The sequence below is a fragment of the Virgibacillus kimchii genome (assembly GCF_055379185.1).
Map to the genome: position 1 here is coordinate 1,347,787 of NZ_AP043951.1, position 20,039 is coordinate 1,367,825.

Annotated in this window: 24 protein-coding genes; 7 read left to right on the top strand and 17 right to left on the bottom strand. The window is 40.1% G+C overall.

Translation table 11 applies throughout. The features are described 5' to 3' along the window. The first annotated feature begins 115 nt into the window (after positions 1-115). From ytrH to ACZ42C_RS06900, 3 genes are all read left to right on the top strand, one after another. Positions 116-448, top strand: coding sequence for a sporulation membrane protein YtrH (ytrH, locus tag ACZ42C_RS06890; protein WP_461180793.1), 333 nt, complete (start codon positions 116-118; stop codon positions 446-448). Continuing rightward, positions 448-951: a sporulation membrane protein YtrI gene (gene ytrI / locus ACZ42C_RS06895; protein ID WP_461180682.1), complete on the top strand. Its 504-nt coding sequence runs from the start codon at positions 448-450 to the stop codon at positions 949-951. The genes ytrH and ytrI overlap by 1 nt, the downstream gene beginning before the upstream one ends. Before the next feature lie 152 nt (positions 952-1,103). Next, on the top strand, positions 1,104-1,304 hold the full coding sequence (locus ACZ42C_RS06900) for a hypothetical protein (RefSeq protein ID WP_461180683.1): 201 nt from the start codon (positions 1,104-1,106) through the stop codon (positions 1,302-1,304). Between the two features lie 70 nt (positions 1,305-1,374). Here ACZ42C_RS06900 and ACZ42C_RS06905 read toward each other — a convergent pair whose 3' ends face one another. Beyond that, positions 1,375-2,313, bottom strand: a complete 939-nt coding sequence (locus ACZ42C_RS06905) for a DHH family phosphoesterase (protein ID WP_461180684.1) — start codon at positions 2,311-2,313, stop codon at positions 1,375-1,377. Positions 2,314-2,410: 97 nt separating this feature from the next. Between ACZ42C_RS06905 and ACZ42C_RS06910 the strand changes: the two genes are divergently transcribed. Next, complete coding sequence (locus ACZ42C_RS06910; RefSeq protein ID WP_461180685.1) at positions 2,411-2,701, top strand: YtpI family protein; 291 nt, start codon at positions 2,411-2,413, stop codon at positions 2,699-2,701. A 244-nt stretch (positions 2,702-2,945) separates the two neighbouring features. On the opposite strand, the gene ACZ42C_RS06915 is transcribed toward ACZ42C_RS06910, so the two are convergent. From ACZ42C_RS06915 to ACZ42C_RS06935, 5 genes are all read right to left on the bottom strand, one after another. Next, entirely contained in the window at positions 2,946-4,253 is a 1,308-nt protein-coding gene (locus ACZ42C_RS06915) for a DRTGG domain-containing protein (protein WP_461180686.1), read from the bottom strand. Between the two features lie 71 nt (positions 4,254-4,324). Further along, entirely contained in the window at positions 4,325-4,552 is a 228-nt protein-coding gene (locus tag ACZ42C_RS06920) for a hypothetical protein (protein WP_461180687.1), read from the bottom strand. Positions 4,553-4,912: 360 nt separating this feature from the next. Further along, a complete protein-coding gene (locus ACZ42C_RS06925; RefSeq protein WP_461180688.1) occupies positions 4,913-5,665 on the bottom strand; it encodes a prepilin peptidase in 753 nt (250 codons plus the stop codon). A gap of 204 nt (positions 5,666-5,869) precedes the next feature. Then, a complete protein-coding gene (locus ACZ42C_RS06930) occupies positions 5,870-6,550 on the bottom strand; it encodes a metal-dependent hydrolase (protein ID WP_461180689.1) in 681 nt (226 codons plus the stop codon). An 80-nt stretch (positions 6,551-6,630) separates the two neighbouring features. Further along, positions 6,631-7,302, bottom strand: coding sequence for a PspA/IM30 family protein (locus ACZ42C_RS06935; protein WP_461180690.1), 672 nt, complete (start codon positions 7,300-7,302; stop codon positions 6,631-6,633). Positions 7,303-7,432: 130 nt separating this feature from the next. Here ACZ42C_RS06935 and ACZ42C_RS06940 point away from each other — a divergent pair, with 130 nt between their 5' ends. Next, a complete protein-coding gene (locus tag ACZ42C_RS06940; protein ID WP_461180691.1) occupies positions 7,433-8,533 on the top strand; it encodes a M24 family metallopeptidase in 1,101 nt (366 codons plus the stop codon). A gap of 136 nt (positions 8,534-8,669) precedes the next feature. On the opposite strand, the gene ACZ42C_RS06945 is transcribed toward ACZ42C_RS06940, so the two are convergent. After that, complete coding sequence (locus tag ACZ42C_RS06945) at positions 8,670-8,831, bottom strand: hypothetical protein (RefSeq protein WP_461180692.1); 162 nt, start codon at positions 8,829-8,831, stop codon at positions 8,670-8,672. Positions 8,832-8,960: 129 nt separating this feature from the next. On the opposite strand from ACZ42C_RS06945, the gene ACZ42C_RS06950 reads away from it, so the two are divergent. Next, the gene (locus ACZ42C_RS06950; RefSeq protein WP_461180693.1) at positions 8,961-9,392 is read left to right on the top strand and encodes a universal stress protein; all 432 of its coding nucleotides are present in this window, start codon (positions 8,961-8,963) and stop codon (positions 9,390-9,392) included. Between the two features lie 83 nt (positions 9,393-9,475). Here ACZ42C_RS06950 and ACZ42C_RS06955 read toward each other — a convergent pair whose 3' ends face one another. The 6 genes from ACZ42C_RS06955 to ACZ42C_RS06980 form a co-directional block, all read right to left on the bottom strand. Further along, positions 9,476-9,979, bottom strand: coding sequence for a MogA/MoaB family molybdenum cofactor biosynthesis protein (locus ACZ42C_RS06955; RefSeq protein ID WP_461180694.1), 504 nt, complete (start codon positions 9,977-9,979; stop codon positions 9,476-9,478). Positions 9,980-10,033: 54 nt separating this feature from the next. After that, positions 10,034-11,224 carry an acetate kinase gene (locus ACZ42C_RS06960; protein ID WP_461180695.1) on the bottom strand — a complete coding sequence of 397 codons (1,191 nt, stop codon included), beginning with the start codon at positions 11,222-11,224 and terminating at the stop codon, positions 10,034-10,036. Continuing rightward, on the bottom strand, positions 11,221-12,216 hold the full coding sequence (locus tag ACZ42C_RS06965; protein ID WP_461180696.1) for a class I SAM-dependent methyltransferase: 996 nt from the start codon (positions 12,214-12,216) through the stop codon (positions 11,221-11,223). The genes ACZ42C_RS06960 and ACZ42C_RS06965 overlap by 4 nt, the downstream gene beginning before the upstream one ends. A 284-nt stretch (positions 12,217-12,500) precedes the next feature. Continuing rightward, positions 12,501-13,001 (bottom strand): thiol peroxidase, encoded by a 501-nt coding sequence (gene tpx / locus ACZ42C_RS06970; protein ID WP_461180697.1) that lies wholly within the window; start codon positions 12,999-13,001, stop codon positions 12,501-12,503. A gap of 122 nt (positions 13,002-13,123) precedes the next feature. Beyond that, entirely contained in the window at positions 13,124-13,570 is a 447-nt protein-coding gene (gene ytfJ / locus ACZ42C_RS06975; RefSeq protein ID WP_461180698.1) for a GerW family sporulation protein, read from the bottom strand. Between the two features lie 40 nt (positions 13,571-13,610). Then, positions 13,611-14,195: a DUF2953 domain-containing protein gene (locus ACZ42C_RS06980; RefSeq protein WP_461180699.1), complete on the bottom strand. Its 585-nt coding sequence runs from the start codon at positions 14,193-14,195 to the stop codon at positions 13,611-13,613. Between the two features lie 169 nt (positions 14,196-14,364). Here ACZ42C_RS06980 and ACZ42C_RS06985 point away from each other — a divergent pair, with 169 nt between their 5' ends. Then, positions 14,365-15,168 (top strand): NAD kinase, encoded by an 804-nt coding sequence (locus ACZ42C_RS06985; protein WP_461180700.1) that lies wholly within the window; start codon positions 14,365-14,367, stop codon positions 15,166-15,168. A gap of 187 nt (positions 15,169-15,355) precedes the next feature. Here ACZ42C_RS06985 and ACZ42C_RS06990 read toward each other — a convergent pair whose 3' ends face one another. The 4 genes from ACZ42C_RS06990 to ezrA all read right to left on the bottom strand — a co-directional run bounded on the left by ACZ42C_RS06990 (position 15,356) and on the right by ezrA (position 19,896). Further along, complete coding sequence (locus ACZ42C_RS06990) at positions 15,356-15,559, bottom strand: small, acid-soluble spore protein, alpha/beta type (protein ID WP_461180701.1); 204 nt, start codon at positions 15,557-15,559, stop codon at positions 15,356-15,358. A gap of 127 nt (positions 15,560-15,686) precedes the next feature. Continuing rightward, on the bottom strand, positions 15,687-16,892 hold the full coding sequence (gene thiI, locus ACZ42C_RS06995) for a tRNA uracil 4-sulfurtransferase ThiI (RefSeq protein WP_461180702.1): 1,206 nt from the start codon (positions 16,890-16,892) through the stop codon (positions 15,687-15,689). A 7-nt stretch (positions 16,893-16,899) separates the two neighbouring features. Then, a complete protein-coding gene (locus tag ACZ42C_RS07000; RefSeq protein ID WP_461180703.1) occupies positions 16,900-18,039 on the bottom strand; it encodes a cysteine desulfurase family protein in 1,140 nt (379 codons plus the stop codon). A gap of 162 nt (positions 18,040-18,201) precedes the next feature. After that, positions 18,202-19,896, bottom strand: coding sequence for a septation ring formation regulator EzrA (gene ezrA, locus ACZ42C_RS07005; protein ID WP_461180704.1), 1,695 nt, complete (start codon positions 19,894-19,896; stop codon positions 18,202-18,204). Between the last annotated feature and the right edge of the window lie 143 nt (positions 19,897-20,039).

Genomic DNA, 20,039 nt, shown 5'->3' on the forward strand with positions numbered 1-20,039 from the left:
ATTATAACAACCGAATAGGAACGTGCATACGGATTTGCTAAAACCCCAATCATAACTTGTCTAAATGAAACATAAAATGAATGGAATAGCCTTCAGGGGGAGTGCGTGCTTTATGATCGAGGAACGGTTTTTCGCTGCTTTCATCCATTGTTATTTTATTGCATTCGGGGTGGTCATCGGTGGGGCGATTATCGGCAGTATTGGCGATTTTGCCACAGGAGATGGTACCTTATCATCGATCGGCCGTATCGCCAAGAGGCTAAGAATATGGGCAATTGCAGCTGCTATCGGAGGAACGTTTGACGCGTTCACCAATTTTGAAAAAGGCATTTTCGAAGGCTCTACTATGGATATTTTTAAACAGGTTTTACTTATCATATCTGCCATGGGTGGGGTCAAAACAGCTATTATCTGCATTGAATGGTTGATACAGGAGGATCTGTCCTGATGCATATTCCGCCATTTTATAAAAAAGCAACGTGGCAGCGGTTTTTTGCAGGTGCCCTTATCGGTGGTATTTTGTCCTACGCCATCTTCCTTTATATGTACGGATCCATGTTTGAAGAAATGCTGGCTCAGAACCGGGCGTTTCAATCAGAAATAACCGATTTGGAAAATCAAAATGAAGCACTGATCCAGGATAAGGAAGAACTTCATGAGGACGCAGATAAAGTGTTAAAAATAGAAACCATTGAAGTGTCTATAGCAAACAGTGAAGAATTGCGGCTGGACCGTTTGCTTATTCATGATTTGGAAGAAATGGTGAAATGGGAAATAAATCATATTATCGGGCAGGATCTTTCGATTATCGGGCAAAGTGACATGCTTCTTGTTTCCACGATTGAAAATAAAGAATATACAATCGATGATTTCCGCTATGAACTGGAGGTAAAGCTGCTGACTATTTGGGAAACGACCCGGATCACTGTGGAGGCATCCCTTACAAATTAGCGTCAAACCTTGTCACATCAATGTGAACATTAAATGAAACTTACTCAAGATGTATAGCCAAACGTCTTGATATTTTATAAGATAGAAGTAGGGAAAGAGTTAATTTTTCAAAAATAATTGCCTGCGGTATAAAAATGAAAGGAGTGGCTCGCATGTTAAATAAAAGAAGAATCCGAGACGAAAAGATCCGGCAACTAAAGGCGGGACGCACAGCCTACGCCGAATCAGCAGAACTTATCCGTTTAATTAAACGGGATATAGAAAGAGAACATTTGCATGTACATTATGATATGTCAAGAACCGGCTGCTGGTTTATCCCCCTAAAAAACGAAGAGGATAAAAAGAGCAGCTAATGATGTACTTCGTGCTGAACCCCCATCAGGAATTCAGCACGTTTTTTTACATGGAAAAAATGAATTATTTTCATTGCTTGTACAGACGGCAGGCTTCTTCAATATCCTTCACGAGCAACTCTGCCTCTTCCCAGGAATATACGGTCGCTCCCGATGCAAGCGGATGACCTCCCCCGTTGTATTTCTCCGCAATACCGTTAATGACCGGTCCTTTGGAGCGTAACCGGACACGGATCGCATCTTCCTCTTCAATGAAAAATACGGGAGCAAGGATTTCTTCAATATCCCCCAAAACACTTACCAATTGACCAGTTTCCAGTGAAGAAACCCGATACTCATCCAGTATATCCCTTGTCAGTTTTACCGAACAGGAACCATGCGGATTCAATTTGTATGTTTGTAAAATATATCCCTTAAGCCTGGCAACCTTTTCCTCGATGCGATAAAGGCCATTATACAGAGCCGTACGATCAAAGGAATAGGTTACGAGTTCTGATGCGTATAAAAAAGTTTTATTTGTCGTGCTGGGAAATAAAAACCTGCCGGTATCCCCTACAATCCCAGCATAAAGGAGTCTTGCCGCTGCACCATTCATACGCAGTTCCGAAGATTTATATAGTTCATAGATTATTTCACTCGTAGAGCTTGCTTCTGTGTCCACAATAAAAATATCCCCGTAAACATCGACATTCGGATGATGATCAATTTTAATCAGTCTATCTCCAAGATGGTATCGATCATCACTGATCCGTTCCGTGTTTGCGGTGTCACAGACAATAACAAGTGCATTTTCATATATCTCATCAGCAACCTCATCCATCCTTGTCAAGAAGGTAAAGGATGGATCATCTTCCCCAACGGCGTATACTTTTTTATCAGGATATGTTTCTTTAATAATCTCCTTCAGACCGGCCTGGGAGCCGAGTGCATCCGGGTCGGGTCGGACATGGCGGTGAATAATAATCGTATCATAGGCTTTAATTGTGTCTATTATTTGTTTCATTTTCATATTTTTTACCCCTAACTTCATTTCTCTCTGGCATTCTAACTCATAAATGATACAATATAAATGGTATTTTAATCACAACCAAGGAGAGATAGATTGTATGGTTATTTTCCCGATTATCATTGTCATAAGTATTGTATTATATATTTATTATAAAGTAGCCATTTTAAAAAGCAATGACGGACTGAGCCAATCTTATTTCAACGCAAAATCCCGCCTTTGTCTCGGCAGTCTGGTATTCTTTTTCGGTATAAATCAATACTTATTTTATCTGACACAGTTTTCTTTATTTGTTGGAATCATCCTCGTTTTACTCGGAGGTTATATGATCTATGACAGTATTAAACAGGTAAAGCATTATCGAAGTGAATGGAAAAGAATAAACGCATAACTTTCCGGAAGCTGTTCAATAGCTTATATATCAAACTTTATTATTCAGACACTATCAATATACGAAGACTCCTTGAAAGTGCATTACATCTTCGTGATGGATGAAAAGCATATCCAAAGAGTCTTCGTTTATAAAAAATCAATCCTGAATGATCCCCCAAACGACGCTGCCTTTTATTAACTTCGGTAACACAGGAGACATGTCTTTAATCCGGTAATTGGAAAACTGCCTTTACCGGCTGACTTCAACGGTCAATCAGTTGAGCCATCAATAATGCTTTTCCTACCGTTTCATCTTCCAGATATACTTCTACATCCAGTTTTACATATAGTCGACCGGCTTCCAGCAGTGTTGGCTTTATCATTATTTCACTGTCAATTTGCACCGGTTTAATAAAATAAACCGTTAAATTTTCTGCAACGAGATCGCCTTTTTTATAATATCTCAACAGCCGGCTGCTCGCCTCTGTAATAAGAGCAGTAAAAACCCCATTTGACAATGTACCAAGATGATTGGTCATTTGCGGTGTAACCTTTGTTTCAAATACCGTTTCATCTTCCTCAGTCTCATTCAGATTTTGTGCAACAATATCTTCAATTGTTTCACCCATTTGCGGCTGCCGTTGCAGCTGCTGCAGTGCCTTCAACACATCCTGCCGGGAAATGATACCCTTCAGGTAGGAAGACTGGTCCACAACAGGAACTACTTCAATACCTTCCCAAACCATCATTCTGGCTACAGAAGCCAATGAAGTTTTTGGTTGCACCGTTTCCGGATTCTTACTCATTACTTTATCAATGAAAACATTGCTCGGTTTGCTGATGATATCCTTCGATGTAACCATTCCGACGACGCGGTTATTATCATCAACGACGGGAAACCTGGTGTGTGTAGACCTTTCATTCAGCTCGTAAAACTGCTCAATCGTATCTTTCATATGCAAATAATAAGCATCCTCATACGGTGTATAAATATCATCGACAAATATGATCTCTTTTTTAATAAGCTGGTCATAAATGGCTCTATTGATCATGGCTGCCACCGTAAATGTATCGTAACTGGTGGAAATGATCGGCAGCTTTTTTTCATCAGCAATAGCTTTAATATGGTCCTCGGTATCAAAACCACCCGTGATTAATACGGATGCCCCTGCATGTAATGCCAGTTCATGTGCTTTCACACGGTTTCCCACGATTAACAGAGAATCCGCTTCTGTATAACGCATCATGTCTTCCAGCTGCATGGCACCGATAACAAATTTATTCAGCGTTTTATGCAGACCTTCCCGGCCGCCAAGCACTTGTCCATCAACAATATTAATAACTTCTGCAAATGTCAGCCTTTCAAAGTTTTCTTTTTTCTTCCTTTCAATTCGAATGGTACCCACCCGTTCAATGGTACTGACGAGCCCCTGATTCTCAGCTTCTTTAATTGCCCGGTAAGCTGTACCATCACTAACATGGAGTTGTTTGGCAATTTGCCTAACGGAGATTTTATGGCCGATAGGCAAAGATGTAATATGACGGATAATCTGTTCATGCTTTGTTGCCATAGTGCGACACCAACCTTCAACTGTACTAATACAAGACTTTATTTTTATTATACAGTTGAATCAGCAGAAACTCAATTCTCAGCTGTCTGGCGTTCTCTCAACTCTTCCTGTTCCATTATTGGTGGTTTCGTCATTTGTAAAAGTGTTGCAAAATTCGCACCGATGACAAGCAGAAAGAACAAAAGCCAGCCGGCCCAAAAAATATGTTCCATTATGGTAGTGGCGTAAGGTATTGCAGGCCAGGCAAAATACAGAAAAAACAAAGCAAGCATAATTCTTAATATGGCATAGTGGCGCATCAGTATTTCCTCCTATAAGCGTATTTATCACTGTTTCCAACAGATTGGGACAGCATAAGCACGCTTGTCCCGCCGGCAAACATTTGTTGTAATTGGAGTCACTAAATATACCAGCAGCAATCTATGTGAAAACAATCTTTCTTTTTATAGGATATGAGAAAGGAGGTGTTTTCATGACGGCTATTATTCATCCAATGAAAAGTATATGTTAAGTTATTAAATTTATTTCTACGCTGTACATGCATATCTTTAATGAGCATACTATTTACTAATGTTACTGGGTATCGGGGCATCATGCGGTATAGCAGGTATGTATCTCTGACTATTCCAATTTATTTACCTTTTTCCATTCAAAAGGTACTAAATTAAATAAAAATACCAGTTTAAAAGACTATCTCCATAGAAATAAGATATAAGTGATGCGATAGCGATAAAAGGACCAAATGGTACCGGTTGTTTTCTTTGCACCCTTTTTACAATAATTAGGAGCACTCCAATTACGGCACCGAGTAAACATGATAGGAAAAAAGCGAGAAGAAGCTTGTCCATCCCCAATAAAAGTCCAAGTAATACGAAAAGCTTCATATCACCTGCTCCCATACCACCACGACTGACCAGGATTATAAGCGTAAGCAAAAAGAAGCCTGTCAATGCGCCTGCTATAGATGAATACCACGTTTCAAGCGGTACAATGATCCGCATTATGATTAATAAAGGCAGGAAAAAAAGCAGCACTTTGTTTGGTATGACCATGTATTTCAGATCGGAGACAAGAATGATCATCAGCATGGAAACGAGAAGAAGAGAAGTAACGAGTTCCATTTGCCAACCAATCAAATAAAAGCTTAGCGCAAATAATATTCCTGTCAGCAACTCTACTGAAGGATAAAGAAAAGAAATGCGGCCATGGCAGTGCCTGCATCTTCCGCTTTGCACCAAAAAAGATACTACGGGGATATTTTCATACCAGGACAATGTATGGGCGCAATGCGGGCACCTGGAACGATCATTGGCAAAAGGTACATGCTGTGGCAGCCGCCATCCAACCACATTAAAAAAAGAGCCGAACAAAAGACCGAATATAAAAAACAACACGATCAACAAACTGGTCATCAGGTACCTCCTTCGATACTGTTAGTTATGGAAGAAAACATTATGTGATACAGGATTAATAAATGGAAGCAACAGTGGAGAATACGGTGGAATAATGGTGTGGACGCTAATTTTCATCAACCGGAGGGAAATACAAAAGAAAACAACCCGGAATATATTCCATGCAATAAAAACTCGTGAGCCGCCGCCCACGAGTTTCTTAATTTAAAGTTCCAATACATCGCCGATTTTCATTACTTTCCCTTCCCCGGTCTTCACCTTGCTTGCAAAAACTTCCGGGTCCTGCTCAATAACCGGGAACGTATTATAATGTATTGGAACTACTGTTTTTGCCTGAATCCAATCAGCTGCAACCAATGCATCCTCCGGTCCCATCGTAAAGTTATCACCAATTGGCACAAAGGCTAAGTCAATATCATTCATGTCACCAATCAATTTCAGGTCAGAGAACAAAGCGGTGTCCCCAACATGGTAGATGGTTTTTCCATCAATTGTAAGCAGGATACCGCCTGGCATCCCCCCATACACTACAGTACCATCTTCATCGGTAAAAGCAGATCCATGGAAAGCCTGGGTGAATTTAACTGTACCAAAATCAAATTTACGCTTTCCGCCAATATGCATAGGATGTGTATTTAAATCCTTTGAGGCTAAAAACTCAGCAAGTTCATTTGGAGCCACTACAAGCGCATTTGTCCGTTTGGCAATTGGTATCGTATCACCGACATGATCATTATGGGCATGAGTTAATAATATAACGTCTGCATCAACCGTATCTGCATCCAAATCACAAGCTTCATTGCCCGTGATGAATGGGTCGATTAAAATGGTATGGGAATCTGTTACTACTTTTACTACGGAATGTCCATGATAGGATACTTTCATTCAAAATCCTCTCCTTACATACGTGTTACTGTATATATTCTCTAATACCCATGTAAAATCCTTTCTAAGCCTATCATTTTTTATGCTTTTTTATTCATTTTTTCCTTTAGCGCTTCCAATTCCTGTTCAACAGCACTTCCGTTTAAATTTTCCATTTCCTGATCCAGTGAACGTGCAGCGTGGGAGAAATCTTCTGATGTTTCTGCTTCCGCTTCATATTGTAACACTTTTTCTTCCATCCGTTCAAAACCTTGTCTGGAACGATCACTGCCGATATTGGATAGCGTACGATTCATTTTTGTTCGTGTTTTGGCATTTTCAGCACGCGCTTTTAATGAATCCTTTTTTGCTTTCATTTGGGCATATTCTCTTTTCATTTCATTGAGCTTATCCTTCATATTGTCAGTATCCTGCTTTGCTTTTTCCCAGGATCCCATCAAAAGATCTGCCTGTTTTTGGTTTTCCTGCTTGCTTTCCAGTGCTTTTCTTGCCAGGTCTTCCTTATTTGCTTCCATTGCCTCTTCCGCCTGATTTTGTCTTTTTTCCACCATAGCTTCTGCATCATTTGCTTTTCGCTTCAGCATTTTCTCACTGGCAATTTGTTTTGCAACAGCCTGTTCGGCTTCATGAATATCATTTTCCATATCCCGCATAAACTGCTCCAGCATCTTTACAGGATCTTCTGCTTTGTCCAACATGGCATTCCACTCTGAACTGACGACCGTTTTAATCCGGTTAAAAAATTTAAACATCTATAAAACCTCCTCATTATTATGTTCTTTAATCCTTTAGTACGATTATTCCCCAAAATAAGTTTCGCAAAAATACAATTTTATTTATGTTTGCTATAATAGCGTTAATACATAATCAGGGGGAATTTTCATGACAAATCGCATCGATCAATTACTTAAAAAAATGAAGGATGACAATGTGGACAGCATATTTATTACATCACCTGCCAATTTTTATTATGTAAGCAATCATCTTACGGATCCGCATGAACGACTAATCGGTATTTATATAAGCCAATCACGTGATCCATTGCTGATAGTTCCTGCTTTGGAAAGAGAAGATGCCAAAAGTGCCGGTTGGAAACATGAGGTCATCAGTTACTTGGATCATGAAGACCCGTGGAAATTATTATCCAATCAATTACGAAAAGATAATGAAAAACCTAAAGTGATCGGGCTTGAGTTTGATCACCTCAATTTGGAACGTTATCATAAAGTAAAAGAGATGCTTCCAGAATCAGCTGTCACAGATATCCAGGAAATCCTTGCCTCCGTCCGTGTCATAAAATCGCCAGATGAATACGCTCGCTTGAAACAAGCTGCCGAACTGGCTGACTTTGGCATTGAAACCGGTATTAAAAGCATAGAGGAAGGTGTCAGTGAACTGGAAATAATTGCTAACATTGAATATGAATTGAAAAAGCAGGGAATCCAGCAAATGTCCTTTCAAACGATGACTCTGTCCGGTGCAAAAACGGCCTCGCCCCATGGAACACCGACAATGAAAAAGATAGAAACAGGTGACATGGTGCTATTCGATCTTGGGGTTGTTTTTGAAGGATACTGCTCAGATATTACCCGGACTGTAGCATACAAATCCATTACGGAGGATCAAAGAAATATTTATGAAACCGTGCTGGCAGCAGAAAAGAAAGCCATAGAAGCTGCACAAATCGGCACGGCTGTCGGTAAATTAGATCAAACAGCAAGAGATCATATTGAAAGTGCCGGCTACGGCGAGTATTTTACTCATCGTATTGGACACGGGCTCGGCATAGAAACACATGAATATCCATCCATGCACGGGAATAATACACTGGCACTTGAAGCAGGCATGTCCTTTACAATTGAGCCGGGAATTTATGTCCCTGGCAAAGGCGGTGTACGTATTGAAGACATGGTGTTTATGACGGAAAAAGGTCCTGAACAGCTAACAAAATATCCGAAAGAACTACAGATTATAGAGGGGTAATTTTGCTTTCAGACTTTATTTAGCTTTTTTATTCAGCTTTCATCTGCAGATAGCTCGCAGATGAAAGCTTTTTTTATCATATACCTATACTGCACATACTTGTACTAAAACGAATTCCTTCATCTGAACTATCAGGTTAATTTTTCTGGTTATTGAAGGTTTGCACATTTTTATTGTTATGCATTTGCTCAATAACGCCGCTTTGAAAGCTTTCATTTAATTGGTTTTGTACAGCAGCTACGCCTTCGTTATCTTCATAGACCTGTTGTGGACGATGGTTATTTTTCTTTTTTGCCATTCAAATCACCTCCATTTTTAGTTTGTCCATATCGCTGTAACAATTCCATGATTTATTTTACCAATGTCAGCAAATTGTGATTGTTTCACATTGTATTAGGGTATATAATGGAGATGAAGGGAGAGATGCATGATGAAATACAATCAAATTATAGTTGCTGTTGATGGTTCAGAAGCATCCGAGAAAGCGTTTAAACAATCATTGGACATCGCTAAGCAAAACAACGCAAGATTAATACTTACACATGTGGTGGATTCCCGCACTTTTGCCACAGCAGAAGCCTATGATCGAACATTGGCAGAACGTGCAGAAGAGTATGCAAAGGAGCTGTTGGACAGCTACGTGGATAATGCGAAGGAAGCAGGAGTAACTGATTTAGTTCGCGTAGTTGAATACGGTTCTCCAAAGGTAAAAATTGCTAAAGACATTGCAGGGGACTTTAAAGCAGACTTAATTATTTGTGGAGCCACAGGAATGAATGCCGTAGAAAGATTTTTAATTGGAAGTGTATCGGAAAGCATCGCCAGATATGCAACCTGTGACGTACTCATTGTGAGATAATAGTCAGGGGGGCTGGTTACACTTACCCCCCTTTATTATTATAATGTTTTTTCAAACCTGATGATCAGTTCTGGTAATAATCCCTATTTTTTTAATTCATGAACAACGTGGCTGAGTTCCGGTATAATTAATTTATTCATGGCCAGCTTTACCGCACCAGACGAGCCGGGAGTGGAAAAAACGGCTGTATGATTGCTGACACCGGCGATCGCCCTGGACATAATGGCCGCCGAGCCGATGTCCTCTGTGTAGCTCAACATCCTGAACAACTCACCAAACCCAGGTATTTCCTTATCAAGCACCCCTTTTACTGCTTCAATAGTAACATCACGGGCGGCAATACCTGTTCCGCCATTTGTTAAAATAGCATCTAAATCCTGATTTTCACTAGCTTCCTTTATCAGCTGCTGAATATCCTGTACCTCATCTCTGACAATCTCCCGTTGTAAAACTCTATGTCCGGCTTCAATTAACAGCTTTTCCATCAGCGCGCCGCTTTTATCATTATCTTTTGTCCTCGTATCACTGACGGTTATAATCATACATTGAACTGGTGCAGTATTTCTTTTATGCTCTTTCAACGACATCTTTCTCGCCCTCCCGGAAAATAAAATTGGCAAGCTGCTAATGACCGGTTATACTTATTGGCTTTCTGCCAGCCTCACCGTATCCCTGGCAATCATGACTTCCTCGTTCGTTGGAATCACAATTACTTTTACCGGTGAGTGCGGATAATTGATAAATCTTTCTTTTCCTCTTACCTTGTTTAATTCCGGGTCCCAGTAAACTCCCATGAACTCAAGGCCATTCAAAACTTTTGCTCTAATGACGTCACTATTTTCGCCGACCCCGGCAGTGAAAATAATGGCGTCCACACCGGACATTTTTGCAGCATAGGAACCTATATATTTATGAATCCTACCTGCAAATACTTCCAGCGCAAGCTCTGCTCTTTCATTTGTATCCGCCTGCTGCTCAATATCACGCAAGTCACTCGAATACCCCGATAAAGCCAGCATTCCACTTTCCTTATTTAATACATTCATCACTTCTTCCGCTGTTTTACCTGTTTTATCCATAATATACGGTATAAGTGCAGGGTCAATATTCCCCGACCTGGTTCCCATTGTCACTCCGGCCAGTGGTGTGAATCCCATGGACGTATCAATGGACTTCCCGCCTTGAACCGCGGCAATACTGGCGCCATTACCAAGATGACAGGTAATGAGCCTCAGCTTATCATATGGCAGGCCCATTAGTTCACTGGCGCGCTGGGATACATACTTATGACTTGTACCGTGGAAACCATATTTCCGGATACCGTAATCTTTATAATAGGAATACGGCAGGCTGTAAAGATAAGAAGATTCGGGCATGGATTGATGAAATGCCGTATCAAATACTGCTGCCATTGGAACATCAGGCAACATCTCCCGAAAAGCACGGATGCCTGTCAGGTTGGCAGGATTATGCAATGGAGCAAGCTCCGAAACCTCTTCAATTGTTTCAATTACTTCGTCTGTTATTTTTACTGAGTCACTGAATTTTTCTCCACCGTGAACCACACGATGGCCAACTGCATCAATTTCCTCCAGGTTTGCAATGACACCGGAGCTTTTTAAACCTTCCAACAGTTTTTTTACCGCTATTTCATGATTTGCAATATCATCCACTTGTTTATCTTTATAATCATTTACTTCCAATGTAAAAACGGACTCACTCAAGCCTATTCTTTCAACCAGTCCTTTTGCCAGAACTTTTTCTTCGGGCATATGAATCAATTGAAACTTCAATGAGGAACTGCCTGCATTAATTGCCAAAATTTTATTCAATTTGTCTTCTCCTCCTTATAACTCTGAAACCATTCGTTCATTTGACCTAAACTCCTGCTCAAGGCGTTCGTGTTTTTAAATGAGGGCACTTGTGCAAGTAAAGGCTGTTTTGGTGCTTGTGTATTATTCCCTTTTTTCTGCAGGATTAAAATACTTTTTATGTTTTGTTTGGAAGCAAAAGCTGTTTCAGGCAGTCTCAGTACACCTACGATATGTGCATATTCGCGAAGAAAACGATGTAATTTGTCTGATTGGTCACTATCAAACAAAAATTCCGGAATAACAAAAATTAAGTACCCCGATTCTTTGGTATAATTCAACGCCTGTTCAATAAACAGATGGTGGGCATAGGAGTGCCCCTGATCCGCTTTTAACTCATAATTACTGGCCCGTATATCATCAGGATAATAGCCTACGGGCAGGTCTGCAATTACCAGGTCAACCGGATCCATTAAAAATGGCTGCAGGCTATCCTGATGGAAAAATTCAATTTGTCTTTCTTGCAGATTTGCATTTAAGACAGCCAATTGAATCAGCGTGGGATCTACTTCACTCGCAAAAGCATCCACCGGTTGCTGTAATTGATCAAGCACTGTTGTAATCAAGTTCCCGGTACCCCCTGCAGGGTCAAAGATACGTAATTCCTTCTTTTCTGCTGTCAGTTTTTCTGCAAGATAACCAACGATTAATGCGACCGTATCAGGAGTCATTAAATGCTGCTGCTGGGTAGATCCCTTCATTCCTTTCAGAATAGCAAGCTGAACTGCCTTTCTGACATCCGGTTTATCCAAGGTTTCCTTTTCAATTTCCTGCAGAGCTGTGCTTAGCTTATGCGAGATCTTTTCATCCCATTCTTCGGGTACTTCCCTATAAAATAATATTTCCAATGTATATGTCAAGCAATCCAAATACGGTGCTTTTACATAGTTTTCAATGGTCACTGTTGTCCTGTCCAGCCACTCATATAATGTTTCCACATTTGATTTTTCCATTGTATTTCCTCCGATCCATCAGCATATATATTGTACCAAAAGCCTATGTTTACTTCCAAAATAAAGGGAAAGATAAAAGAGATATCTTTAAAATTGTAAACACTTGGTGAATAAAAATCTTTCGTTATTATTCTGTTGACATTTAGTAGAGGAGATCCAGTGTACAGGTGATGTAAATATCCCGTATCTTGTGAAAGGTGGTAAGATCTTCTTTTATTATTTAAAATGTCAAAAAAACTCTCCCCCATAAGAAATGGGAGAGAGTTACCATCAATAGAGTTATGTTATTCTGCCTGTCCTGCTGCTTCCAATGCTTTATCATAATCAGGATGATTGCTTACCTCACTGACAATTTCTTTATACGTCACTTTGTCATTTGAATCCACAACAAAAATCGATCTTGCCAATAAGCGCAAATCTTCTATCAGCACACCGTATTTTTCTCCAAAATCAGCTTTTTTGTGATCAGATAGTATATCCAGTTTATCCACCTGGTTTTCTTCGACCCAGCGTTTTTGAGCAAATGGCAAATCCATGCTCACTGTGATAACTTGTACGTTATCGATTTTCTCTGCTTCATTATTAAACCGCTGGGTTTGCAGGGAACAAACTCCCGTATCTACCGAAGGAACTACACTGATCAATTTTACCTTCCCCTTGTAATCGCTCAACGATACTTCTTTAAGGTCAGTTGACAGCGCTGAAAAATCCGGCGCCTTATCCCCAACGTTTACTTCTGTACCGAGCAATGTGACAGGATTTTCCTGAAATGTTACGTTTGCCACAAATGATCCCTCCCAAGATTATTTCTTATTTACATTATGAATTTATTTCTCACACTTGTCCAACCAAATGGGTATACTTTAAAGTATACCCTGTTAATACAGGAAAAAATCAGTTTTCAGTTTTAAATATCATATTGTGTAGGAGTATCTTTTTCTTCTCCTTTCTTTTTTACTGCTTTATTTGATGCATTTTCTTTTAGCATTTGCTGAATTTTTTCTACAACCTGCGGTGCATAGTCGAGCATTTTTTCGTAGATATGTGTTTGCTGATCCAAATGTACCATTTTAATTCCTTTTTCACTTACAATTAAAAAAGCAATTGGTGTGATGGAGACACCGCCCCCACTCCCACCCCCAAACGGCAGCTCCTCCTCATCTGTACTTCCCTGGCTGCCGGATTTGAATTCACTTCCACCCGCTGCAAATCCAAATCCCAATTTACTGACAGGAATGATTACGCTACCGTCCGGGGATTCCACCGGGTCACCTATAATTGTGTTTACTTCTACAATATCTTTCAGATTTTCCATCGTTGTTGTCATTAGTCCTTGTATAGGATGTTCTTGCATGGATGCTACCTCCCAAAAGAAATTAATATTTAAAACTTCATTATGCAGATACTGCTTTTTCTGGCTTCATGGTAAAAAGCAAACGAATTATTTTAAACATGATATGTATAGCTTGTGCTATTTGAATCGATACCATACAATCTAAATGGGTTTGAAGAAACATTTTCTGATAGTGCGGGATTACCTGAATAACTGGCTTACTTTCCAGATTGGCAACATTTCCAATTAACCCTGTTATCAACCCTTTTAAGGACCAAATTCCCCCTGCTGCTCTGCCCGTCGATGCAGCATCCCCTGTTCCTCCCTCGGTTTTCCAGACCAACTTATGGAGCATCAATTTCTGCAGAATAAGTGATACCACCTGCCGGCTAACTCTCGCAGTATTAAAGAGATGACGTAATTTCAATGAAAAGTTTTCATATTCCGCTGCAGATGCGGGGAAATTCAATTTTTCCGGCATGAGCGGGTATGTCTTGTTAAATACACGAATTCGAAATAAAGATACGGATAAAGAAATGTGCTTTGCCTCGTCAGTATACAGTAAACTAACAGAAACATAGATGCGAGCCAAAAGAATGACAATGAGTAAGGTTACCGCAAACACCCCGACAATAAACCAAAACATGAACCTCAGCCTCCCTAAAACCGTAAATGTTCAGAATTGCGGGGTCAGACCCCATACCTTTACTTTGTGCTGATTTCTCAATTTTAGTCGATTTTATGCATTTATTAGGTGTTAAAAGGGGAAAGTGGTAAAATATATAGTAATCGAAACTTAATTGGAGGGAATAATTATGTCAAACCGGAGAAACTTGTATTTTTATTATCCAAGACATGATGAAGAACTTGAAAATAAAATGGAAATGTTATATAAATTGGCTGAAGAAAATCAATTTCATATTGTGGAGGATTCCACGGATGCCAATATTATTGTCAGCGTTGGCGGGGATGGTGCATTCCTGCAGGCTGTTCGAAAAACGGGATTCCGAAACGATGTACTCTATACGGGAATAACCCGTGCTAATGAATCCGGTCTTTATTGTGATTTTAATATGGATAACTTTAATGAAATGCTAAACACAATGCAAAACGAAGAAATGGAAGTTCGCCGTTTTCCGATTATAAATGTACGTGTGAATAACGGTTCTGAATTTAAAGTGCTCAATGAGGTCAGTGTCCGTTCCTCCATTATCAAATCAATTGTAATGGATGTATACATTGACGACGAACACTTTGAAACCTTTAGAGGAGACGGACTGATTGTTGCGACCCCAACCGGGAGTACAGGTTACAACAAATCTGTTGAAGGAGCGGTAATCGACCCCAAAATCCCTTGTTTTCAGGTTTCCGAGCTTGCCTCCATCAACAATAACCGGTACCGGACCCTTGGTTCATCTTTTGTATTAAATAAAAACCGAAAACTAAGACTTTCCATTGTACAAGACGGGAATGATTATCCAATCATCGGGATGGATAATGAAGCCTATTCTGTCCGTAATATTAAAGATGTTACCGTTACACTGAGCGACGATGTCATTAAAACAGTCAAACTTAAAAACAACTCCTTCTGGCACCGTGTAAAACGAACATTTTTGTAGACAAAGGATTAATGATTCGTTAGCAAATCCGTAAACCGGAACTGATATATTTAAGTCCTGCCAACTTCCATATCACCATCACCAGTTTAATGGGACAACTCAATATACGAAAAGGGGCAGTTCCCTGTTTCATAGCTATGAACAAGGAACTGCCCCACCTTTTACGGTTAGCCAAATTTATTTAATTTTACTGTTGTGGTCCGCCGAACTGCTGTTCAGCCGTTTGAACAAGACGCTTCGTAATTTCACCGCCGACGGAACCGTTAGCACGGGAAGTTGTTTCAGCTCCTAATTGAACACCAAATTCCTGAGCGATTTCAGTTTTCATTTGGTCAAGAGCCTGTTGAACACCAGGGACTACTAATTGGTTTGAATTATTATTATTTGCCATGTTAGTTCACCTCCTTGGTACACATAGATTGTGTAATCGGAGAGAAAAACATGCACCAAAATGGATTGGAAGTTGTTGTTAATACAAGCTTTTCCAATTACTATTCAGCTTAAAATCTACAGAACTTCTACAACAGATCTTCAAAATCTGTATCTTCTTTTTTATTAACAGGGGTTATCTTCACAGTCTCGATTCCGTTAACTGCTTCATCAATCAATTCGCTGAAATCTTTAGTTGACTCCAGATATTCGGTTTTATCCCTTCTTGGTTTCGTCTTTGGGGATTTCGGAACAAAGATCGTACAACAATCCTCATAAGGCAATATGGAGGTTTCATAGGTACCAATTTCTCTGGAAACGTCGATGATTTCAGACTTATCCATTGCAATAAGCGGCCGGAGAATCGGATAATTTGTTACCGCATTAATTACATTCATGCTCTCCATTGTCTGACTGGCAACCTGGCCTAGATTCTCCCCGGTAGTCAGTGACAAAATCCCTTTCTCCTCGCATACCTTTTCACTGATTCTCAGCATCATCCGGCGCATGACTGTCATCGCATACCCATCCGGCATTTCCCGATATATTTCCTGCTGCAGTTTTGTAAAAGGAACGATATGCACATTAATTGAGCCACCGAATGCTGTCAGTTGTTTTGACAAATCAAGCACCTTTTGCTTCGCCCGCTCGCTTGTAAAAGGCGGGGAATGAAAATGGATCGCTTCCAGCTGCACTCCTCGCTTCATGGCCAGAAATCCTGCAACAGGACTGTCAATGCCACCCGAGAGCAGTAATAAAGATTTTCCGGAAGTACCTACAGGCAATCCGCCAAACCCCTGAATAACACCAGAAGTAATATATGTTGCTTCCTGTCTGATTTCCACTTTGATCTCCATATCAGGGTGGTGAACATCTACCGAAAAATCATCTGTATTAATCAGCAAGTGCCGGCCCAGCACCTGATTCATCTCCTGAGAACGAATGGGAAAATCCTTATTGATCCGCTTCACTGTCACTTTAAATTTTTGGACATTACTGCTCTCTTTTAATGCGAACAATGCTGCTTCTTTAATTTTCTCCGGATCATTCTCTACTTTGATCGCCAGACTTAAGCTTTGAATGCCAAAAATATGCCTGCATTTTTCTATGATCGGATCAGGCTCATGTCCATTTAATAAGACAAACATCCTCCCCTGGGTTCTTTTCACCTTCACATTCGAAAATTCCTTTAATTTTTGTTGTATATTTTGCTGCAACTGTAAAATAAACGTCTTAATATTTTTCCCTTTTAACGCCATTTCACCGTATCTGATTAAAATATGATCATATTGCATAATACATCTACCCCATTACCTGTTTAAATTGAGTTATTGCTTCTTGCAACGCCTGTAAAAATTCATCTATTTCTTCCATCGTGTTTTCATACGACAAACTGACCCTCAATGCTGACACCGCCAGCTCTCTGTTAAACCCGCAGGCCACAAGCACTTTACTCTCATCTTTCTCTTTTGAAGAGCAGGCGGATTTTGTGGATATGAAAATATCTTTTTCGGCAAGCATGTGAATCATGACCTCCGGCTTTGTCCCGGGAACAGAAAAATTGATAATGTGTGGTGCTGCTTTCTCAGGTGTATTTACTATGACACCGTCTATTTTTTGCAGCTCTGTTCGCAGATGATTCTGTAAGCCGGATAGCCTGTTTACCTCCAACTTCTCTTTTTCTTTAATCAGCCGGAGTGCTTTCACCATCGAGACCATCCCAGCTACATTTTCCGTGCCCGAACGAAGTCCACGTTCCTGATCTCCTCCATGCAACAATGGAAACAACTTTGTCCTGTTATTAATATACAAGATCCCTGTACCTTTCAGTCCATGTATTTTATGTCCGGAATACGTACATATATCAATTCCGCTACGGTGAAGGTCAAGCGGGACCTTTCCGAGCCCTTGTACATCATCAACATGAAAAAGCAGTTTCGGGTGTTTTGCAGCTATATCACCAATCTCTTTAATTGGCTGGATCGTGCCCATTTCATTATTAATATGCATTACAGAAATGAGGATCGTGTCATTCCTGATCGCATTTTCCAACTCGGTCAAGGAAATTTCACCCTCATTGTTCACGGGTAAATAAGTAACATCAAAGCCAAGCCTCTCCAGGCCCTTACAGGTCTCATAGACGGAAGGGTGTTCGATTTCGGTCGTAATAATATGCTTCCCTCTATTCTGATGCTCAAGCGCAACCCCTTTAATTGCCATATTATTTCCTTCTGTCCCGCCGGAAGTGAAAATAATTTCATTTTGATTTACTCCCAGCAGTGCTGCGGCTTGCTGCCTTGCCTTTACATACAACTTTTCAACTTGTCCGCCCAGGGAATGTATCGATGATGGATTTGCAAAAAAAGAAGTGGACACTTGTTGAAAACTTGCCAACACATCCGGGTCCGGTTTGGTCGTGGCGCTATTATCTAAATAAATCATATTCATGCTCCTTAAAATCAATACTTCATTATCATTGTAAAAAAACGTTTTTTCTTGCATCCACACATTATAGCACGAAAAGAGACTGCCTCAAAGAACCGAATCCCCTGTTGCAGAAAACGATTCATAAAAGACAGCCTCGTGAAATGACATTTCATTAAATTAATTTATTGCTGTTTTTTGATGCTCTTCAATCCGCTTTAAAGCACCTGGTTCTATTTCTTCCACCGCTTTTGCTGCATGCTCCAGTGATAATTCATACTCATATGATCGGAACAATCGCTCAGCTTCGGTTAATTTGGCAGCCAGCAGCGGATATTGACTGCGGTACCTGTTTGCATACTGGATTACCTGTTCGGTCAAATAGGCCTGATCCAGCATTATTTCTGTCTGTTCAGCCATATGATTCACTGCATTTTCCGCTTCTGCCAGAACCTGCTGTACATCATTCATATCCAATGGCTGATTTTCCAGAGCTGCCAGAACCTGCTTGTTTTTATTGGAAGCATTCTCCATCGAATCCCAAATAAAATGAGGGACACCCGGCACATTACTTTTCTTCAGTTTTCGCTGCGTATGATATAACTCATTCCTGATCTCTGATAATTTGGCTTTTGCTTCCATTTCGTCTTTTCTGAGATTTTGAATTCTGGATGTAAATGCTTCATGGGCACGTTCCAATTCCTCCACATGAAGAAAACCCTGCTCTATTTTTTCCCTCAGTTCCGAATGAGAGGAATCCTCGTTCTCCATATCATCTTCAAGCTCGGTCAACTCAGCCTTAAGTCTTGTGATCGCCTTTTCAAGAGATAGAAACCGTTCCATATCACTGTCTTCTATATAGTAGAATTTTTGGAGTTCCTCGACTTCCGCCCTTGTGTCTTCAAAAATATGATCTATTTTATGAACGGATTTTTTATAGCCGGGAATTTGATTCTCCAAATAATTTTTGGCAATTGCTTCTTTTTCGAGCAACCGGTACATTTCCTGGATTCTCTCATCTATCTCGGGCATGATTTCCTTTGCTGAAGAGGCATCACCTTTATCCAATTTTTCAAGACTGTCTGAGAGGCTTTCCTGATAAGTACGTATTTCTTTTTCAAAGGCCAGGTGGTCTACCCGATACCCATCCTCCTTCATCTCTTTTACACCGGCATGCAATTCCTGAAGCTGGGATGGCAATTCCTGCTTACATTTCTTATATATATCCGGAAATGCTTCCATTTCTTCTTCCAATTCGATTAAATCCACCCTCAGCTCATCAATCAGCTGTTTTGCCCGGTAGTAATTTCCAGACTTGATTTCATCATTATAATCAGCAAGCTTCTCGCCCAACTGATCAATTTCACCATCAAAATAACTTTCTGCCTTTCCGTATTGGTAACGCTGCTGAGAAAGATTTTTTCGCAATGATTTGATCGCAGGCTCAATTTGCTCTGCTTCTTTTCTGCCTGATTCCTCTGATTCCATCAGGTCATCCACTTCGTTCAGCATTTTTTCAATATCCTCTTCAATGTTTACCAATACTTTTTCCGTCTCATTTAACGTCTTCTTCGCTTTGGAGAATCTATAACGGTCAGCTGCTTCCTCTGCATCGAATAAATGCTCTTCAATATCAGGAAGTTCTTTTGTTACAATCTGATCCCACCGCTCTTTCCAGGTCTCAAATTTGGCCTGGGTTTCCCCGGTCAAATTCAATTGTTTTATACGGGAAAGTTCTCCTGCAATATTTCTTCCCATAATATCCATTTTCCAGGCTTCACACCGGTCTACCATATCATACACGCGTTTTCTCAAAATTAATCCAATAATAATCAATGTAATAACAATTAAAATAACTCCAATAATATACGCCATATACTGCTCCCCCACACCTTCCCAACAGAGGGTAATTTAATTATTTTCCACAAAAATAAAATTTCTCTTATAGACTGGGCTTCCCACTCTCATATGTATAATTATAATAATACCATGTTACACACATTTTTGGCTAAAAATAT

Coding starts and splice junctions, on each gene's coding strand:
- ACZ42C_RS06965 (WP_461180696.1), bottom strand. CDS start 12,216: ATGGAAAAATCAAATGTGGAAACATTATATGAGTGGCTGGACAGGACA.
- thiI (WP_461180702.1), bottom strand. CDS start 16,892: ATGCAATATGATCATATTTTAATCAGATACGGTGAAATGGCGTTAAAA.
- ytfJ (WP_461180698.1), bottom strand. CDS start 13,570: ATGCAAGAACATCCTATACAAGGACTAATGACAACAACGATGGAAAAT.
- ACZ42C_RS06945 (WP_461180692.1), bottom strand. CDS start 8,831: ATGGCAAAAAAGAAAAATAACCATCGTCCACAACAGGTCTATGAAGAT.
- ACZ42C_RS06930 (WP_461180689.1), bottom strand. CDS start 6,550: ATGAAAGTATCCTATCATGGACATTCCGTAGTAAAAGTAGTAACAGAT.
- ACZ42C_RS06985 (WP_461180700.1), top strand. CDS start 14,365: ATGTCAAACCGGAGAAACTTGTATTTTTATTATCCAAGACATGATGAA.
- ACZ42C_RS06955 (WP_461180694.1), bottom strand. CDS start 9,979: ATGTCGTTGAAAGAGCATAAAAGAAATACTGCACCAGTTCAATGTATG.
- ACZ42C_RS06940 (WP_461180691.1), top strand. CDS start 7,433: ATGACAAATCGCATCGATCAATTACTTAAAAAAATGAAGGATGACAAT.
- ACZ42C_RS06910 (WP_461180685.1), top strand. CDS start 2,411: ATGGTTATTTTCCCGATTATCATTGTCATAAGTATTGTATTATATATT.
- ACZ42C_RS06905 (WP_461180684.1), bottom strand. CDS start 2,313: ATGAAAATGAAACAAATAATAGACACAATTAAAGCCTATGATACGATT.
- ACZ42C_RS06915 (WP_461180686.1), bottom strand. CDS start 4,253: ATGGCAACAAAGCATGAACAGATTATCCGTCATATTACATCTTTGCCT.
- ACZ42C_RS07000 (WP_461180703.1), bottom strand. CDS start 18,039: ATGATTTATTTAGATAATAGCGCCACGACCAAACCGGACCCGGATGTG.
- ACZ42C_RS06990 (WP_461180701.1), bottom strand. CDS start 15,559: ATGGCAAATAATAATAATTCAAACCAATTAGTAGTCCCTGGTGTTCAA.
- ACZ42C_RS06980 (WP_461180699.1), bottom strand. CDS start 14,195: ATGTTTTGGTTTATTGTCGGGGTGTTTGCGGTAACCTTACTCATTGTC.
- ACZ42C_RS06935 (WP_461180690.1), bottom strand. CDS start 7,302: ATGTTTAAATTTTTTAACCGGATTAAAACGGTCGTCAGTTCAGAGTGG.
- ezrA (WP_461180704.1), bottom strand. CDS start 19,896: ATGGCGTATATTATTGGAGTTATTTTAATTGTTATTACATTGATTATT.
- ytrI (WP_461180682.1), top strand. CDS start 448: ATGCATATTCCGCCATTTTATAAAAAAGCAACGTGGCAGCGGTTTTTT.
- ACZ42C_RS06950 (WP_461180693.1), top strand. CDS start 8,961: ATGATGAAATACAATCAAATTATAGTTGCTGTTGATGGTTCAGAAGCA.
- ACZ42C_RS06900 (WP_461180683.1), top strand. CDS start 1,104: ATGTTAAATAAAAGAAGAATCCGAGACGAAAAGATCCGGCAACTAAAG.
- ACZ42C_RS06920 (WP_461180687.1), bottom strand. CDS start 4,552: ATGCGCCACTATGCCATATTAAGAATTATGCTTGCTTTGTTTTTTCTG.
- ACZ42C_RS06925 (WP_461180688.1), bottom strand. CDS start 5,665: ATGACCAGTTTGTTGATCGTGTTGTTTTTTATATTCGGTCTTTTGTTC.